This window comes from Methylobacterium sp. AC315, assembly GCF_979253755.1.
The window spans coordinates 19,069-34,918 of the sequence record NZ_CEEDEA010000033.1 but is presented as its reverse complement, the minus strand read 5'-3'; the positions used below and the strand labels follow the sequence as shown (position 1 = coordinate 34,918).

The following is a 15,850-nucleotide window of genomic DNA, read 5'->3' as shown; positions in this document are numbered from 1 at the left end:
CCGGCCAAGCTACCCGTGGTGAAGCGGCCTACCGCGCACTAACTTGAACTTTGGACCACCCTGTGGGGGGCGATCACCGCGCGGATCGAGACGGCTCTAAACGAACCGCGGCGCATTCTACGCGCCCGGAACAGGCTTGCATGACGGTCGAGATCCACGGCAACCTCAGCGCCAACACCATCGTGCTGTCGGAGAAATTCCGACGCTACTCCACCGGCACCATCCTGTTCACCGGCGAGGGCGCGCGGGTCGAGATCGGCGGACCGGTGACCAGCGGTGACTTCTCCCTCGCCATCGGCTCGCACGCCTCGATCACGATCGGCCCGGATTGCGTGATCGGTCGGCTCAGCCTGAACGCGTTCGGTGAAGGTGCGCGGATCGATATCGGGCGTGAGGTCGGCTTCGCGGGGACGGTGAGCTTGAGCACGCATGAGGGCAGTCAGATCAGCATCGGTGCACGCTGCCTGATCGCTGGCGACACGGTGTTCAGTGCCTCAGACTTTCACCAAGTGTTCGACGTCACTTCTGGCGAACGCATCAACGAAGCCCGGGACATCCGACTCGGCGAACACGTGTGGGTCGGCGCGCGGGCGATGGTGTTGAAGGGCGCAAGCATTGGCCACGACTCTGTCGTTGGCGCTGGCTCGATCGTCACCGGCAGCTTCGGCCCCAACAGCCTGATCGTCGGCAACCCGGCGCGTCTCCTGCGCTCAGGCGTCTGCTGGCGGCACTGAGGCGCGCCCCGCTCGAACACTGTTGGCTGACATCTCGATCCGCCTCTGGACCGATGGCGATCCGGGGCCAGCCGAGCTAAGGACCATCGAGACTTCAACGGGCATCCCTGAGGGTACGGCGGGGACGCTAGAGGAACGGCGCACATCGATTGCTGATGATGTCGAGGGAGGACGCATGAGGGACAAGAAGAATCGAACGCCTCCTGTCCGATCCGCCGCATCGATCCCGGCACTGGCCGCGCTCGTTACAGCGCGGGCGTCGACGGTGTGACCGTTCGATGATCCGTCATGCCCTCTTCATACGGTTCGGCGCCGGAACGCTGCAGCCGGAGCGCGATGCCGTCCTGCAATCCTTCATCGCGCTGTGTGACCACGTGGGGGAAGTCTCTTCGCTCGCCTGCGGCCCGGATGCGGATCCGCGGGTGCGGGCGATAGGCTTCACGCACGCATTCGCCGTCGTCTTCGGGACCACGGACGCGCGCGACGCTTTCCGCGCGCTACCTGGCTACACGATCGCATTGGAACGGCTATCGCAGGCCGCAGAGGCCGTCCAGGTCGTCGACGACGTCTAGCGCAGGATCCGACTGAGTTGAATCGGTGAGGGCGGCGGACAACCTAAGGATATAAGATGTCGCCGCAAGATTGCTGACAAGCGCCCGCATCGGCGCCGAGGACGCCCAGCTCGACCGCGCCACCCGATCCGATCGCTGGCCAGCGGGGCTCAGTGCAGTCCCTCACCACGGGCGTGGCCTCGGCTTGCCGTGGCTGGCTTACTCCTTCGATTCGCGGAGCAGCATGTCAGACCTGACCTCGCCTTCACATGATAGCCCGATCGTCAGGCGATCATGGATTTCTGCCATCGTGACGCCGTGATCATCCCCCCTGATCGCTTGAAGAACAAAACTCGGTCGGGTTGGAGACGAGGAATGGCACCGAGCCTTGCGCGAGCTGTAGGCGTGGCGCGTACTCTGAGGGTTGCCGCGCGCAATTTGGCGCTCGGACGAGACGATGCCCTTCCGGTCGCACCGGAGCCGAGCTCGGCTCGGTCCCATAGGGTCGATGCCGACATTCCTGTCGATATTGGCTGCATCAAGGTCTTCCGCGCCGAGAGCTTCCCTGAGTCCGGACCGAGCCCGTGGCTCGATCAGCCCGATGCCGTCGACATCATCGAAAGGCGCGTAGCGCGCCGGGAAATAACCCCCAGGCAGGCTGAGATCTGCCGGGACTGGGAAGCGAACGGCTACTACGTCCTGCGCGGCGCAATCGATGTCGACACGATTGATGAGGCCTGGGCTGCCTACGAAGCTGCGATCGCTCGCGGCGAAGTCACCCTGGGGGAAGAGAAGGCTGCGGAGGACGATCCTCACCCGGGCCGCTACCTCAACCCACACCTGAAGGTGGAAGAGCTCGATCAACTTCTGCAACATCCGGTGCTGGTCAACTTCAGCAGCCTGGTGTTGGGCCGGCCGGCGATTCCGTTTCAGACGATCGCGTCGCACAAGGGCAGCCAGCAGTCCGAGCATTCGGATTCAATCCATATGACCACCTATCCGCTCGGCTATTTGGCCGCGTGCTGGATCGCGATGGAGGATATCCACGCCGATGCGGGACCGTTGGTCTACTACCCCGGCACGCATCGTCTGCCCTACCTGTTCAGCCACGACGTCGGCATCTCCACGGACGACTTTCGTGAACGTGGCTACAGCGCCTACTCCGAGCGGTATGAGCCCGCGATCAAGCACGAGATCGCCGAGCACGGCGCGAAGCCGGCTCACTTCACGGCGCGAAAGGGCGACGTGCTGTTCTGGCATGCCAACCTGCTGCACGGCGGCTCTGCTCGGACCGACTTGCAGCGCTCCCGCAAAGCTTTGGTGCACCACTATTTCGCGGAAGGCCGCATCTGCTACCACGATTTATCAGCGTCGACTTCGGCGGTACATGGTCCCGTCGAGAGCTTGCCGACCTGCGGAGCGTCGAGCCCCGACATCAAGATCCGCAGCAAGATCGCGCGATAGTGCAAATCCTTCGATCATCCCTCGGCTGAGTTGCCGAACCGAAGACGAATTACGTCACAACCGCTCGCGGCGGCCACGATGATGGAGGAATGAGGCTGGACGATCGACCTGCTACCAGTCGCTCAGCGCAGCCCGCTTCCAACGGTTCGGCGCAACACAGCGATATTCGTAGCTCTGATCCCAGGCATGCTCCCCCGGGACGCAAGGCGTGCTCGCCGATGCGGGCACGTGCGGGATCGTTTCGACGACCCGTCCTAGGTAGGCTGCCCCGTCGTCAGTGAATCTCAGCAGAGGGCCACCGCTTGTCATGTAGGTGAGCGTGCTATCGGCCGGGTTAAAGCCGAGAAAGCGGGTGAACTTGCCGTCGGCGTCCCCGTCGAGGCCAACCCATTGGCCAGGTGCCAAGAGCACAGCGGCTCCGCTAAAGGAGCCGCCCGCAAGGTCGAGGCCGATGCCAAACGTTGATCCGACGTTGGCCGTCGAGAACGCTCGGTCGATGGTCACGCCTTGCCCGGTCGAAACCATGTAGCCGTAGGCCACGTGGCTGCCAGGCTCTCCGCCGCCGCCCGCATGCGCGAGCACGCGCTGCCGGTTCGGATCCGGCCCGACGACCCCACCGATGTCGAGTTCGAGCGCAACGCAGGAGGTGGTCGGCGCAGCCCTGCCTGTCTGATCGACACAGTTGAAGTTGCCGGCCCAGGTCGTGCTGGTCTCTTCGCCGTTGTCGGTGGGCTTCTTCCAGGCTGTGCCGTTCACGGCGACGTTCTGGGCATTCGCGCTCTTGCGGGAGCGGTTGTGCAGTTCGCCCGTGATGGTCCACTCGAAGCCTGGCGAGATGAAGCTCGTCGTCGTGTTCGCCCAGAACGCTTTGTAGGTCCACCATGGCTTGCCGCCGCCGGACGCAGTTTCGACGTCACGATCCACGCGCAGGGTCGCGCGGTCGTCGAAGGTCGAGCCGCCGAAGCTGTTAGAGAGGAAAAGCGGCCTCTCCTGAAGCCCGGGCTGGCCTGAATTCGCCACACTGGCCGAAAACGGCAGAGTGAAGGTTTGAGCGGCGGCCGGCGCCCCCAAGATAGTGAGGGCAGCCAGGGCAAAAACTACGCGGTGCATCATCACATGAACTCAAAAACGTCGTCGGGTGCAAGCGCTGCGCCGGCCGGAACCGTCGGTGGCGGCATATGCAAGCGAAAGTTCGAGCGCGTTGAGCGAAGATGATCGTTCAGAATCATCAGCCAAAGGCCCAGCGCTACTTACCACCGCCACCCTTGTATGCATCGATGGCACGGCGGCTAATGGGGGAACAGCTGGATCGTGTTTCCCTTGAAGCAGGCGTCCATCTGTGAACTATTTAGATTGATGCCGGCACAGAACCTGATCGCGTCACCCGCGCAATAGGTCTGCAGTTCCGCATTGCCACGTTTTGGAGCCTGTGCCGAGGGGGGGGACGGCGAACGCGATGAGACTGACGGCGCGGATGAGATTGGCGCATTCTTAATCCCTGACCAAAGCGGTCTGCTGACGCCACAACGAACGCAGCGCGGGTTTATTATGTTGGCTCCCGAAGCCGGATCTCAGCCCCGCCGCCCTTCTCGGAGATGAATTCGAGGCCTGCGGCCCCGAACGCCGTGCCCATCTAAGCGACGCCGCTCCCCCGGACGTTCTGCCACGAACCAAATCGATCGATGGTGTTCGCACCCGCGCCGACACCAGGGCAATCCCAATCGCAAACCGTCTTTATTCCGGCTTCGGCTTCGGCAGATCCAGATGTGCGCGCAAAGTCGTCCCTGCATACTCAGTACGAAATAGGCCACGCTCCTGGAGTAACGGAACAACCTCCCGATTGAAATCGCTCAGCCCCTCGGGGAAGAAGGGCGGCATCACGTTGAAGCCGTCCGCGGCCCCACCCTCGAACCAAGCCTGCATGCGGTCGGCGACGTCCGTCGCCGTGCCGACGATCATGTGGTGGCCGCGCCCCGCTGCCACCCGCAGGGCGAGCTGGCGTATGGTCAACCGCTCCCGGCGGGCCAGCCCGGTGAGGAGTTCGGCGCGGCTGCGCAGCTGATCCGAGATCGGGAGGTCCGGGAGCGGGCCGTCCAAATCGTAGGTTGCCAGCGAATGGCCGAGACGCTCTTCCAACAGCGGCATCGCCTTGGCGATCTCCGTCCACCGATCGAGTTCGATCAGCTTCGCGCTCGCCTCCTCCAGCGTCCGACCGATGACCGGGAGGATGCCCGGCATGACCGCCACGGTCGCGGGATCGCGGCCGAAGCCGGCGACGCGCTGCCGGAGGCTGGCGTAGAATGTCTGCGCCTCCTCGATGGTCTGCTGGGCGGTGAACACCACGTCGGCCCGGCGGGCGGCGAGATCCTGGCCCGGACCGGACGAACCGGCCTGGATCAGGATCGGGTGGCCTTGCGGCGAACGTGGGATGTTGAGCGGGCCCTTGGTACGGAAGTAGCGGCCGACATGGTCGAGCACCCGCACCTTCGCGGGATCGGCGTAGATGCCGCGTGCCTTGTCCTTCACGAAGGCGTCGTCGTCCCAGCTGTCCCAGAGGCCGCAGACCACGTCGACGAACTCCTCGGCGACGGCGTAGCGCTCGTCATGCGCGGGATGGTCCTTCGAGAAGTTGTCGGCGGTGCGCGCGTAGGAGGTGGTGACGACGTTCCACGCCGCCCGTCCGCCGCTCAAATGATCGAGCGACGCGAAGGCGCGGGCGGTGTGATACGGCTCGCCGTAGGTGGTCGAGGAGGTCGCCGCGAGGCCGATGCGGCTCGTCACCATCGCCAGGGCGCTCAACAGCGTCAGCGGCTCGAAGCGCGCGATCATCGACGGATGCGCGTCCACCGCGCTGGTAAGGCCGTCCGCGAGGAACACCATGTCGAACTTGGCGTCCTCGGCCATCTGCGTCACCCGGCGCAGGAGGTCGAAATTCTCGCTGCCGGCCTCGGCGCGCGGGTGGCGCCAGCCGGAGACGTGATGGCCGGCTCCCTGCAGGAACAGGCCAAGATGCATCTGTCGCGGGGTCGTCGTCATAGGCGGGCTCACGGATGCGGTTCGGGGGCGGCCGGGATGCTCACGGCTGCAGCCGTCGCGCGAGAAGGCCGAGGAGGCGGGCGAGATCGTTTCCGTCGTGCATGGTGCGCACGAGGTCGGGCACCGGACGCAAGGCCTCCGAACCGGCGGTCGCGTCCCGGAACTTGTCGTCGGGATCAGTGAGCCCAGGCAGGCCGTCGATGCGCCGGCAATTCGTGCGGCCCGCGGGGTCCGTGATCTCCACCACGACGAAGCGCGTGCTCGGGTCTGAGGAAAGGCGGCGGGCGGACGGATCGTGCCGGCGCTCGACCCGCGCCGCCAGCGCCGCGAGGTCGGGGCGGACCGGACGCGCGTCGAAATTGTCGATCCGGACCGCCCCGTCCACCAGGGCCGCGGCCAGGATGTATTCCGGGCTGAACCGTGCCTCGATGCCGGTGCGCGGCGTCCGGACCACCAGGGCCGCGTCGCCCCCCGGCGGGAAGGTGATCGTCGCCCCCGCCAAGTCGCGGATCCCCTCGCGGTGGAAGGCGAGGCCGGCCACTGCCACGGGGTGGGCCGCCGTGCAGCACGGGAACGCCTTGAGGGTCAGGCCGGGGCGGACGATCTGCCAGGGGGCGCCCCAATCTTCCAGCAGCCGCTCGGGCGCCGCCTCGCCGAAGCCGTAGGCCTGCAGGAACCCGTTCGCGCCATCGAGGCCGTCGTCGGCGCCGGACAGGCCGGCCTCGGCCAGGAGGGCCGCCGCCAGGCCGTTGCGGGCGGCGAGCCCGGCATGGAGCGGCTTCGCGTCGGATCCGAATTGCAGCCGCAGCCCGGCGGCCTGCGTCGCGGCGAGACCGAGGGCGATCGCGGTCGTCCCGGCGGTGAAGCCGCGCAGATGCGCGATCGCGGCCGCGGCGCCGAGTGGACCGAGGGTGGCGGTGGCGTGGAAGCCGCGCTCGTAATGGGCGGGGCCGATCGCGCGCCCGAGATGCGCCATCGTCTCCAGCCCGACCAGGTAGGCGGCCAGGAACGCGACCGCGGTGGGGAGCGCGTCCGGGTCGAGGGTGGCGAGCAGCGCCGGGACGATCACGGTGGTCGGATGGCCGCGCACGCTGACCTGCACGTCGTCGTAGTCGAGCACGTGGCCCGCATGGCCGTTGAGGAGGGCGGCGAGGAACGGGTCGGCCGGCTGCCCGGAGCCGATCACCAGGGCGCGGCCGGGCGCATCGCCGAAGACGCCGCGCAACGTCGCGAGCGACGGGTCGGTGCTGCCCGCCAGCGCGCAGGCCAGGAAGTCCACCAGCGCGACCCGCGCCGCCATCATGGCGGCGGTATCGGCGTCCGGGCGGGCGGCGACGATCGCCTCCGCCAGGGCGGCGGTGCACGGGTTCGGCATCAGATCCCCTCCCGGTCCTGCACGGCGTCCCGGTAGCCCTGGAAGCCGCCGATGAACTGGCGGATGCGCGGATTGCCGGACCGATAGAACAGCTCGGCCGGCGGGGCCTGCGCCACGATCCGGCCGTTCTCGGTGAACGCGATCGTATCGCTGATCTCTTCGGCGAAGCGCATCTCGTGGGTGACGAGAATGCTGGTCAGCCCGTCGCGGACCAGCTCCCGGATGACGGCAAGCACCTCGCCGACCATCTCGGGATCCAGGGCGGAGGTGACCTCGTCGAACAGGACGAGGTCCGGCCGCATGGCCAGCGCCCGCGCGATGGCGACGCGCTGCTGCTGGCCGCCGGACAATGCGCCCGGATAGGCCATGGCCTTGTCGACGAGGCGGACCCGGGCGAGCAGGTCGCGGGCCAGGGCCTCGGCCTCGGCCCGCGGCACCTTGAGGATGCGGGTTGGCGCGATGGTGATGTTCTCCAGCACGGTGAGGTGCGGGAACAGGTTGTATTGCTGGAACACGATGCCGATGCGCTTGCGCAGGGCGATCCGCTCGGCCTCGGTGCGCAGGGTGTCGACCCGGGTGCCGGCCACCGTGATCCGGCCCGCCTGAGGCTGGGCGAGCCCGTTGATGCAGCGCAGGATCGTGGACTTGCCCGATCCGGACGGTCCGATGATCGAGACCGCATCCCCCTTCGCCACCGTGAGATCGATGCCCTTGAGCACTTCGGCCGCCCCGAAGGACAGGTGGACGTCCTGAAGCTCGACGAGGATCGGCCGGGGGGTGGAATCCTGTGCCATGGGGCGGCGATCGACTTTCAGCGCGGGGCGAGGCGGCGTTCGAGGCGCCGCGTCAGGCGCGAGATCGGGAAGCAGAAGAGGAAGAAGGCGGCGAGCACCGTGAGGTAGACCGCGATGGTGAAGTCGTCGCGGCGCACCGCCGTGCTCGCGTCGGTGGCCGCGTGCAGCAGCTCGTGGACGCCGACCAGGGAGGCCAGCGCCGTGCTCATGGTGATCGAGGCGTAGAGGTTCATCCAGGGCGGCAGCGCCCGGCGCAGGCACTGGGGCAGGATGATCCAGCGCAGGGTTTGCCCGCGGGACATGCCGACGCCCTTGGCGGCGTCCCACTGCGTGGTCGGGACCGACTGGATCGCCCCGCGGACGATCTCGGCCACGTAGGCGCTCGCCGGGATCGCGAGCCCGAACACCGCCTTCAGCCAGTCGGGAAAGGGCAGGTAGTTGCCAGCCACCACGATCTCGAATGGGAAGATGTAGGTGGTGGCGAAGATCAGCACGAGGTGCGGCGCGTTGCGGAAGACTTGCACGTAGGCCACCGCCGGGGCTCGCACGAGCCGCGAGGCCGACAGCTCCATCGCCCCCAGCATGACGCCCGCGAGCGTGCCCGCGCCCATGGCGAGCACGCTGATCAGGATGTTCATGGCGAAGCCCGAGGCGAGATAGGGCAGCCAGTCGAGCAGGTCGCGGGCGAGCCGCGCGTCGAGCACGAACCACAGGAGGAAGCCGGCGGCGGCGAGACCGAGCCATGCCAGGGCCGGACCGAGGGTGGCGCGGCTTCGCGCGGGGAGCGCGGCGGTGCTCACACGCCGTAGCCCGGGACGGCGAGGCGACGCTCCACGTACCGGCCGACCTGCGACAGCACCGTGTTGATCAGGCCGAAGAACAGCAGGATCACGATCATCAGTTCGAGGACGTTGTCGCGCTGCGTCCAGATCATGATCGACGCATAGGTGACCTCGCCCACCGCGATCGCCGACCCGATGGTCGTCAGCTTCACGAGGTTGACGAGGTTGTTCACGATGGCCGGCATCGCCGTGCGCAGGGCGAGGGGAAGCGTCACGAAGCGCAGGACCTCGAAGGCGGAGAAGCCGATGGCATGCGCCGTCTCCACCATGGCTGCCGGCACGGCCTCGATCCCGCCGCGCAAAGCTTCGGCGTGGAAGGCGGCGACGTGGAGCCCGGTGACTGCGACCACCCAGAAGAACGGCGTGAACGGGTTGTGGGCCGCGCCGCCGAGCGCCTTCGACAGCAGCATGTTGAGCGCGAAGAACGCGAACATGAGCTGGACGAGGGTCGGGGTGTTGCGGGTGAGCTCGACATAGGCCCGCACCGGGCCGGCGAGCCAGGGCCGGCCCGAGGTCAGGGCCGCCGCGAAGGCCACGCCGGCCGCAAGGCTCAGCGGGATTGCCACGAGCACGAGCAGGAGCGTGGTGCCCATGCCGGCGATCCAGGGCCGGACCTCGGACGCGCTGAGGAGGAAGTCGTAGTGCAGGCCGACCTCGCCCGCGAGGGCGATGAAGGTCCGGACGGCTTGGTCGATCATGCCGGCAGCGACGCGGTTACGGCTTGGCGGGCGCGGCGTATCTGCGCCGTGCCTCCTCCAGGAAGGTCGGATCGACCAGACGGTTGGCCTTGGCCATCTCCAGCATCGCACCCGAGGCATGGAGATCGCGCACCGCCGCGTCCAGCACCGCGCCGGTGTCGCGCTCGCCCTTGCGCAGCCAGATCACCGAATCGGCCGGCTCCAGCTCCGTCGGGATGACGATGGCGAAGTCCTTCCACTCGTTCGGGCGGTCGGCGAGCAGCAGCTTGATCGTCGGCGCCACGTGGACGGCGACGACGCAATTGCCGCCCTGGAGCGCGAGCATCGATTCCGGCTGGCTCGGGATGCCCTTCACCTCGGCGCCGTAGGTGTCGGCCAGGGGCTGCGCGTAGTTCGAGCCCTGCGAGATGCAGACCGGCTTGCCCTTCAGGTCCGCCCAGTCCTTGATCCCGCTGTCCTTACGGCCGAGCGCGGCACCGCCGGCTCGGTCATACGGGGTCTGCACGTGATCCATGATCTTCGCGCGATCCTCGGTGAACTGCATGTTGGCGATCAGGACGTCGACCTTGCCCTGCTGCAGGAACTGCACGCGGTTGGGCGGCGTGACGGTGACGAGCTCGACCTTCACGCCGAGCTTCTCGGCCAGCGCCTTCGCCAGGTCGATATTGAAGCCCTTCTCGGCCCGGCTCTGCGGATCGATGTAGCCGAAGGGCGCACCCGACAGGATGATGCCGACCGTGAACTTCTGCCGCCCCTTGATCCGGTCGAGCGTCGCGTCCGCTTGGGCCGTCTGGCTCGTGACCGTGCCGAGGGAGACCAAGGCGAGCATGCCGAGACAGGATTTCAACGACGAGGTGCGCGCCATGACGGCTCCGGTGTAATGCGCGAGGCGGGCCCATCCTTACGGGGGACGTGGACGCGCGAAAAGCCGGAATGCGCCGCGCCGCCGAAGTCTCGCCCAGGCTGAGGAAGAGTCTGCACCGCTGCCGGTCAAGGCGCGATCCGAGCGTCCGGACGTGCATCGACCGCCCACGGCTTGGCCACTGAGCGTCGTCGATCATCGCGATGAAGGAAAAAGGTGGGCCCCGGGGCCGAAGCCCCGGGTTCTGTTTCTACGGCTGCCCTGCCGCAAGATGCTTACGCCGCGAGGCGGGCATCCATGACAACGTTATCGTTGGCATTTAGAGTTTTGGTCAGGTGCCCGGAACAGGGGTTGCCTGCGCCGAACCGGTCGAGTCCTTACCGAAGATCGCATCTTATCCTGCCGAAACAGGGTAGAACTCGCGGTCCCTTTACCGTCCAGTCGAACCTAACTTCGCCCCCAGCAGAAACACCCTGGCCGCAATCGACGCCCGTTAAGGTCCGTCTGCGCTGCCCCGTGAAAATCACCGGGCAGGATGTTTTTGGTGGAGGCGCCGGGTACCGCCCCCGGGTCCTGAAACGTTATTATGAACCGGTCATCAACCTCGCGGACATTCTACCGCGTACGCGCCGGAAGGTCCACTGGTTCGTGGCGGCATCGCAGACCGCCGTACCGTCATGCGGAGGGCCCCGGCCCGGAAGGGCGGCGCGCTGTCGCCGCCGGTCGCTCGCACCGGCGGGGTTTGGGCGTTATGGGCTTACCCGCCATCGATAGCCGCGGCCGCGCGCGGCCGTCCGCAAATCCAGGCAGGGAAAGTCGAGCATGCAGAACACGTTGGGCCTCAACCGCACCCTAGGCGGCGCCATCGGCGTCATCGCGCTGGTCTCGGTGCTCAGCAGTGGGGCGGTCCTGGTCACCCGCGGGCAGCTGCAGGACGCCAACGACGTCCTCGACCGGTCGAACCAGACGATCCGCGGCCTCGACGCGTTCCGCAACGCCATGCTCAACCAGGAGACGGGGCTGCGCGGCTACCTGATCACCGGACGGGATGGCAGCCTCGAACCCTACCGGCAGGGACGGCCGGCCCTGGACGCGGCGATCAACCGCCTCGGCCTCCTGATCGGCACCGACGCGACGGCGTCGCGGCTTCTGGCCGATGCCGCCACGGCGGCGCGCACTTGGCAGACCGAGATCAGCGAGGCGGCGATCAAGGGCGCAGCCGACCCGGCGACCCGGCCCGAGGCGATCCGCATCGAGGCCGAGGGCGCGGGCAAGCAGCTGTTCGACACCCTGCGGTCCAAGCTGGGCGCCATCGAGACCGCCGAAGAAGCCCGCCGGGTCGCCTTGAAGCTGCGCGTCGCCCGGGCCGAGCGCAACGAGAGCCTCGCCCTGTGGGGCGGCACCCTGATCACGCTCCTGATCTGCGCCGGGATCGGGCTTGCCATCAACCGCCTGATCGTCCGGCCCCTCGGGGCCGTGTTGGGCTTCGTCGAACGGGTCGGCGCGGGCGATTTGTCCGGCCGGCTGCGCTCCGGCGGGCGTGACGAGATCGCGCGCCTGGGGCGGACCCTGAACGCGATGGTGGACAACCTGTCGGACCTCGCCCGCACGAGCCGGGCGGCCACCGCCGACCTGAACGCCGCCGCGGCCGAGATCCGCGCCTCGGCGCAGCAGCAGGCGGCGTCGGTCGAGGAGCAGTTCGCGGCCGTGCAGGAGACTGCGGCCACGGTGGACGAGATCACCCATTCCGGCGCCCAGATCGGCAAGCGTGCCACCGAGGTGATCGCCACCGCCCAAGCCACGGCCCAGACCTCCCGGCAGGGCCTGCGCGCGGTCTCCGACACCGCCAAGGCGATGGACGCGATCCGCGAGCAGGCCGAGGCGGTGGCCGGCAACATCGTCAGCCTGTCGGAGAAGACCCAGACGATCGGCGACATCATCGAGACGGTCAACGACATCTCGGAGCGCACGCACCTGCTGGCGCTGAACGCCGCGATCGAGGCGGCGGCGGCCGGCGAGAGCGGGCGCAGCTTCGCCGTGGTGGCCTCCGAGATGAAGCTGCTGGCCGACCAGGCCAAGGCGGCCACCGGTCAGGTCCGGGGGATCCTGGGCGAGATCCAGCGGGGCATCAACACGTCGGTGATGCTCACCGAGGAGGCGGTCAAGCGCGCGGCGGCCGGCAAGACGCGCTCGGACACGACCCAGCGGACGATCGAGGAGATCACGGCGCGGGTGGAGGAGAACGTGCAGACGTTCCAGCAGATCGTGGCCTCGACCAACCAGCAGCAGCTCGGGATCGAGCAGGTGATGGGCGCGCTGCAGAACATCCGCCAGGCCAGCCAGCAGACGGCGGCCGGCACCCGCGAGGTCGAGGCGGCCTCGGCCAACCTCACCGAACTCGCCCAGGCCCTCATGGCCCTGGCCGAACGCTACCGGCACTAAGGGCGGTACCGGTCCCGGGTCATCCGAGGCCGCGGCTCACCTTTGCGCAATGGAAAAACCCCGGGTGCCAGGGGCACCCGGGGTTCTGCACGGCCGGAGCGGCCGATTTGACCGGGCTGGGATGCCGAAGCGGCTCCCGGCCAAGACGACTTCCGGCGAAGACGACTCCCGGCGTTAAGGCCGGGAGCGTCGCGGGTCCTAGTACGAGCCGAACTTGTAGTTCAGGCCGGCGCGGACGACGGCGAACTCGTCGTCGCGGCGACCGATGGCGCTGTAGGCCACCGGGACGAGGTTGGCGGCGTTGACGACCAGGGCGCCCTGGTTGCGGTTGCCGCGCTCCAGGTTGACGTACAGACCTTCGATCTTGAACGTCACGGCCGAGGAGCGGAAGAAGTTCAGGAACGACTCGGTGGGGAGGGCGAACTCGACACCGCCGCCCACCGCGTAGCCGGTGCGGAAGCTGTCGTTGCCGGCGTAGCCGCCGAACGAGCGGTCGGCGCTGCCCGAGCCGTAGGCGAAGCCGCCGGTGCCGTACACGAGGGTGCGGTCGAAGGCGTAGCCGAGGCGGCCGCGCACGGTGCCGAAGTAGTCGAGGCTCGACAGGCCGCGCGGGTCGGTGACGTAGTAGCCCGGGGCGACGGCGCCGTTCACGAAGGCGTTGTTCCGGCTACGGCCGAAGTCGAGGTACTGGGCGTCGGCCTCGATGCCGACGACCACGCCCGAACCCGGGGTGAACTGGACGTTGTAGCCGATCTGCGCGCCGCCGGAGAAGCCGTCCTGGCTGCGGTTGCGGAAGGTGGCGGTGGTGCCGGGAACGGCGAACGGGGCCGGGACGCCGAAGGTGGAGTTGTTCGAGCGGCTGCTGGCGTCGAAGGCGTAGCCGGCGTTGAAACCCGCGTAGAAGCCGGTCCAGGTGAACACCGGCACCGGGGTGAACACGGGCGGCGGGGCGGCGCGACGCGGCAGGTCGGCGGCGGCAGCGGCGCCGGTCAGGGCGGTGAAGGCGGCCAGGGAGGCGAGAAGCTTGGTCATGCGGGGTAATCCAGGACGTGAAATCTGACGCCATGACTACCAATCCGTCGGGAAGAAAGCTGTAGTTTTACGGACACACCCGCCGGCAACGACACCGGGCATCATAGTAAACCGGCGGTAAATGGCTGCGGTCCGCCAGACATCATTCGGGAATACTGGGCCGACTGTGACAACGCCGACGCCGCGCATCGGTTGCGGCGACGGCGACGGTTGCCGAGCCCCTGTGGCCGAAGAGCGACAGAACGGGTTCGCGGAGGGCAGCAGAAGGATGGCGGCAGTGCTCGCGTTCACATTCCGTACCCACTGTGGCCCGGGGGCGGCAGCGGCTTTTCGGGGGCGCTGCTAGACAGCTCGACGTCTCTGGATGCCGCGCATGTCCAATCGACCGATCCTCCGCCGCATTGTCTTGGTCCTGGGGCTGATGGGCATCCTGATGGCCTTGGCCGACGTCGTCGCCCGCCGGGAGCTGACGCAGGCGGCCCACGAGACCTTCGGGCGCGGTGGCGCCATTTCACGGACGGCCGAGGCCACCGATTAGAGCCGCTCCCGATCGCGCCGCCGGGGCCCGCAAGGCTGCGGTAAGGGCAGCCGGTCGGACCGATGACGGACGGGAGAGCGTCGGCGCACGCCTCAGTACGGCCGGATCGTTCCGCAGATACGATTCCACGCCACGACCGAGCGACGTGTCGAGGGCCGGCGGAGTGTTGATGCCGGAAGCGCGGCAGAACCGAACGCCGCGCTGCGCCGTTGAGGGACGTGATGCCGGCCGAGGAGCGGTCGGGGTCGCATATCCACGCCCATGGCCTGCGAGCTTCCGATGACCCGTCCGCGTCGCGTGGGCCTGCCCTGGTACGCCCCGGAGCATTACGAGGCGCTCCGCGCCAGCCTCGCCGACGGACCGCGGCTGCCGCCTCGGTACGAGACTTGGCGGATCGCCACCGAGCAGATGGAGCGCGAGGTCCAGCGCAGCGGCGTCGCCGTGATACGCGTGTCGATCGAGCCCGCTGCGTTCGCGGCGTGGTGCGCCGATAGCGGCGTGCTAGCCGACGGGCCAGGCCGGGCCCGCTACGCCGCCGAGGTTGTGGCCGCCGCCGCCCCGGCTTGAAGGGCGTCCGCCGCTCAGAACAGCGCGACCAGCGCCACGCCAGCGATCATGAGGACGGCACCCAGCATCCGCCAGAGGCTTGCCGGGTGCACGGCGAAGCCGACCCAACCGTAATTGTCGAGCACGATCGACGCGACCACGCCCACGGTGACGATGATGCCGAGGAAGGACGCGGCGCCGATGGCCGGCGACGCGTAGAGTTGGGCGAGGATCAGCAGGATGCTGAGGAACCCGCCGAGCCAGGCCCACCAGGGCACCTGCGCCCATTGCTGCCCGCTCGGGATCTCGAGCTTGCCGACGGCGAGGCCGCCCACCAGAAGGGCGGCCGTACTGACCAGCAGCGTCAGCAGGGCGGCCGTAATCGGCAAGCCGAGGGATTTCGACAACGTCGCGTTCTGGCCGGGCTGGATCGCATTGGCGAGGCCGGCGAGGATGGTGAGTCCGTAAAGATACCACATGCTCCGCTAGCTCTTGGACCTGCGGCCAAGATCCGCCGCCCGCCCGCGCATTTTTGACGCGCCTGGCGCCGGCGGCGGTGCGGCCCCGCCGATCCACGCAGGATCGTGCGCGGATCCTAGGGCGTGACCGGCAACCGCCCGACCACGGATCCGGACGCGTCGCGCACGATCAGGATCCACGCTTCGTCGGGATCTGCGGTCGCCAACTCGGCGGCCATCTCCCGGATCACGCTCCGGGCCTCCTCCAGGGCCGCATCTAGACTGACAGCCTCGACGCCGTCCTCGTCGCGGATCGCCTCGGCGCCGTTCTCGATGTCGAAGTAGAAGCGCTCGGGCATCTGGCAGGTCCCCCAGATCGAATCCCCCGTAAGGGTCCATGAATTCGGCTACGTAGTGCGTAACAGCACAGCAGCATTCAAAAACAACGATAAACCTTAAAATATCTCAAATCTGAATT

Annotated in this window: 16 protein-coding genes and 1 other RNA gene; 6 read left to right on the top strand and 11 right to left on the bottom strand. The window is 67.8% G+C overall.

The features are described from left to right. The first annotated feature begins 140 nt into the window (after positions 1-140). The 3 genes from AC0IY0_RS27040 (at position 141) to AC0IY0_RS27030 (ending at position 2,749) form a co-directional block, all read left to right on the top strand. Positions 141-734 carry an acyltransferase gene (locus AC0IY0_RS27040; protein ID WP_471766210.1) on the top strand — a complete coding sequence of 198 codons (594 nt, stop codon included), beginning with the start codon at positions 141-143 and terminating at the stop codon, positions 732-734. Between the two features lie 278 nt (positions 735-1,012). After that, positions 1,013-1,306, top strand: a complete 294-nt coding sequence (locus AC0IY0_RS27035) for a Dabb family protein (RefSeq protein ID WP_471766209.1) — start codon at positions 1,013-1,015, stop codon at positions 1,304-1,306. 384 nt (positions 1,307-1,690) lie between these two features. Continuing rightward, positions 1,691-2,749, top strand: a complete 1,059-nt coding sequence (locus AC0IY0_RS27030) for a phytanoyl-CoA dioxygenase family protein (protein WP_471766208.1) — start codon at positions 1,691-1,693, stop codon at positions 2,747-2,749. A 111-nt stretch (positions 2,750-2,860) separates the two neighbouring features. Here AC0IY0_RS27030 and AC0IY0_RS27025 read toward each other — a convergent pair whose 3' ends face one another. The 8 genes from AC0IY0_RS27025 to ssrA all read right to left on the bottom strand — a co-directional run bounded on the left by AC0IY0_RS27025 (position 2,861) and on the right by ssrA (position 10,950). Beyond that, positions 2,861-3,862, bottom strand: coding sequence for a hypothetical protein (locus tag AC0IY0_RS27025; RefSeq protein ID WP_471766207.1), 1,002 nt, complete (start codon positions 3,860-3,862; stop codon positions 2,861-2,863). Between the two features lie 621 nt (positions 3,863-4,483). Beyond that, entirely contained in the window at positions 4,484-5,785 is a 1,302-nt protein-coding gene (locus tag AC0IY0_RS27020; RefSeq protein ID WP_471766206.1) for an LLM class flavin-dependent oxidoreductase, read from the bottom strand. Between the two features lie 40 nt (positions 5,786-5,825). Then, the gene (locus AC0IY0_RS27015) at positions 5,826-7,160 is read right to left on the bottom strand and encodes an MmgE/PrpD family protein (RefSeq protein ID WP_471766205.1); all 1,335 of its coding nucleotides are present in this window, start codon (positions 7,158-7,160) and stop codon (positions 5,826-5,828) included. Next, positions 7,160-7,954: an amino acid ABC transporter ATP-binding protein gene (locus tag AC0IY0_RS27010; RefSeq protein ID WP_471766204.1), complete on the bottom strand. Its 795-nt coding sequence runs from the start codon at positions 7,952-7,954 to the stop codon at positions 7,160-7,162. Before AC0IY0_RS27010 ends, AC0IY0_RS27015 begins: the two co-directional genes overlap by 1 nt. A gap of 17 nt (positions 7,955-7,971) precedes the next feature. After that, a complete protein-coding gene (locus AC0IY0_RS27005) occupies positions 7,972-8,703 on the bottom strand; it encodes an amino acid ABC transporter permease (protein ID WP_246692409.1) in 732 nt (243 codons plus the stop codon). 47 nt (positions 8,704-8,750) lie between these two features. Then, entirely contained in the window at positions 8,751-9,494 is a 744-nt protein-coding gene (locus AC0IY0_RS27000; RefSeq protein WP_147909729.1) for an amino acid ABC transporter permease, read from the bottom strand. A gap of 16 nt (positions 9,495-9,510) precedes the next feature. After that, a complete protein-coding gene (locus AC0IY0_RS26995; RefSeq protein WP_471766213.1) occupies positions 9,511-10,323 on the bottom strand; it encodes a transporter substrate-binding domain-containing protein in 813 nt (270 codons plus the stop codon). Positions 10,324-10,778: 455 nt separating this feature from the next. After that, positions 10,779-10,950: a transfer-messenger RNA gene (ssrA, locus tag AC0IY0_RS26990) on the bottom strand. A gap of 228 nt (positions 10,951-11,178) precedes the next feature. On the opposite strand from ssrA, the gene AC0IY0_RS26985 reads away from it, so the two are divergent. Then, positions 11,179-12,798: a methyl-accepting chemotaxis protein gene (locus AC0IY0_RS26985; protein ID WP_471766203.1), complete on the top strand. Its 1,620-nt coding sequence runs from the start codon at positions 11,179-11,181 to the stop codon at positions 12,796-12,798. Positions 12,799-12,996: 198 nt separating this feature from the next. Here the strand turns inward: AC0IY0_RS26985 and AC0IY0_RS26980 are convergent, their stop codons facing one another. Further along, positions 12,997-13,830, bottom strand: coding sequence for an outer membrane protein (locus AC0IY0_RS26980; protein WP_147957816.1), 834 nt, complete (start codon positions 13,828-13,830; stop codon positions 12,997-12,999). 373 nt (positions 13,831-14,203) lie between these two features. On the opposite strand from AC0IY0_RS26980, the gene AC0IY0_RS26975 reads away from it, so the two are divergent. Together AC0IY0_RS26975 and AC0IY0_RS26970 are read left to right on the top strand one after the other, a co-directional pair. Next, on the top strand, positions 14,204-14,368 hold the full coding sequence (locus AC0IY0_RS26975; protein WP_461231477.1) for a hypothetical protein: 165 nt from the start codon (positions 14,204-14,206) through the stop codon (positions 14,366-14,368). A 279-nt stretch (positions 14,369-14,647) separates the two neighbouring features. Next, positions 14,648-14,935, top strand: a complete 288-nt coding sequence (locus AC0IY0_RS26970) for a hypothetical protein (protein ID WP_147910234.1) — start codon at positions 14,648-14,650, stop codon at positions 14,933-14,935. A 14-nt stretch (positions 14,936-14,949) separates the two neighbouring features. Here AC0IY0_RS26970 and AC0IY0_RS26965 read toward each other — a convergent pair whose 3' ends face one another. Together AC0IY0_RS26965 and AC0IY0_RS26960 are read right to left on the bottom strand one after the other, a co-directional pair. After that, the gene (locus AC0IY0_RS26965; protein WP_147910233.1) at positions 14,950-15,393 is read right to left on the bottom strand and encodes a DMT family transporter; all 444 of its coding nucleotides are present in this window, start codon (positions 15,391-15,393) and stop codon (positions 14,950-14,952) included. Positions 15,394-15,509: 116 nt separating this feature from the next. Continuing rightward, positions 15,510-15,731 (bottom strand): DUF6894 family protein, encoded by a 222-nt coding sequence (locus tag AC0IY0_RS26960; protein WP_147910232.1) that lies wholly within the window; start codon positions 15,729-15,731, stop codon positions 15,510-15,512. Positions 15,732-15,850: the final 119 nt, after the last annotated feature.

Bases quoted from the DNA above. Each gene is read 5' to 3' on its own strand.
- AC0IY0_RS26980 (WP_147957816.1), bottom strand. From the start codon at position 13,830: ATGACCAAGCTTCTCGCCTCCCTGGCCGCCTTCACCGCCCTGACCGGC.
- AC0IY0_RS27020 (WP_471766206.1), bottom strand. From the start codon at position 5,785: ATGACGACGACCCCGCGACAGATGCATCTTGGCCTGTTCCTGCAGGGA.
- AC0IY0_RS27025 (WP_471766207.1), bottom strand. From the start codon at position 3,862: ATGATGCACCGCGTAGTTTTTGCCCTGGCTGCCCTCACTATCTTGGGG.
- AC0IY0_RS26965 (WP_147910233.1), bottom strand. From the start codon at position 15,393: ATGTGGTATCTTTACGGACTCACCATCCTCGCCGGCCTCGCCAATGCG.
- AC0IY0_RS27000 (WP_147909729.1), bottom strand. From the start codon at position 9,494: ATGATCGACCAAGCCGTCCGGACCTTCATCGCCCTCGCGGGCGAGGTC.
- AC0IY0_RS26970 (WP_147910234.1), top strand. From the start codon at position 14,648: ATGACCCGTCCGCGTCGCGTGGGCCTGCCCTGGTACGCCCCGGAGCAT.
- AC0IY0_RS26960 (WP_147910232.1), bottom strand. From the start codon at position 15,731: ATGCCCGAGCGCTTCTACTTCGACATCGAGAACGGCGCCGAGGCGATC.
- AC0IY0_RS27040 (WP_471766210.1), top strand. From the start codon at position 141: ATGACGGTCGAGATCCACGGCAACCTCAGCGCCAACACCATCGTGCTG.
- AC0IY0_RS26975 (WP_461231477.1), top strand. From the start codon at position 14,204: ATGTCCAATCGACCGATCCTCCGCCGCATTGTCTTGGTCCTGGGGCTG.
- AC0IY0_RS26995 (WP_471766213.1), bottom strand. From the start codon at position 10,323: ATGCTCGCCTTGGTCTCCCTCGGCACGGTCACGAGCCAGACGGCCCAA.
- AC0IY0_RS26985 (WP_471766203.1), top strand. From the start codon at position 11,179: ATGCAGAACACGTTGGGCCTCAACCGCACCCTAGGCGGCGCCATCGGC.
- AC0IY0_RS27010 (WP_471766204.1), bottom strand. From the start codon at position 7,954: ATGGCACAGGATTCCACCCCCCGGCCGATCCTCGTCGAGCTTCAGGAC.
- AC0IY0_RS27015 (WP_471766205.1), bottom strand. From the start codon at position 7,160: ATGCCGAACCCGTGCACCGCCGCCCTGGCGGAGGCGATCGTCGCCGCC.
- AC0IY0_RS27035 (WP_471766209.1), top strand. From the start codon at position 1,013: ATGATCCGTCATGCCCTCTTCATACGGTTCGGCGCCGGAACGCTGCAG.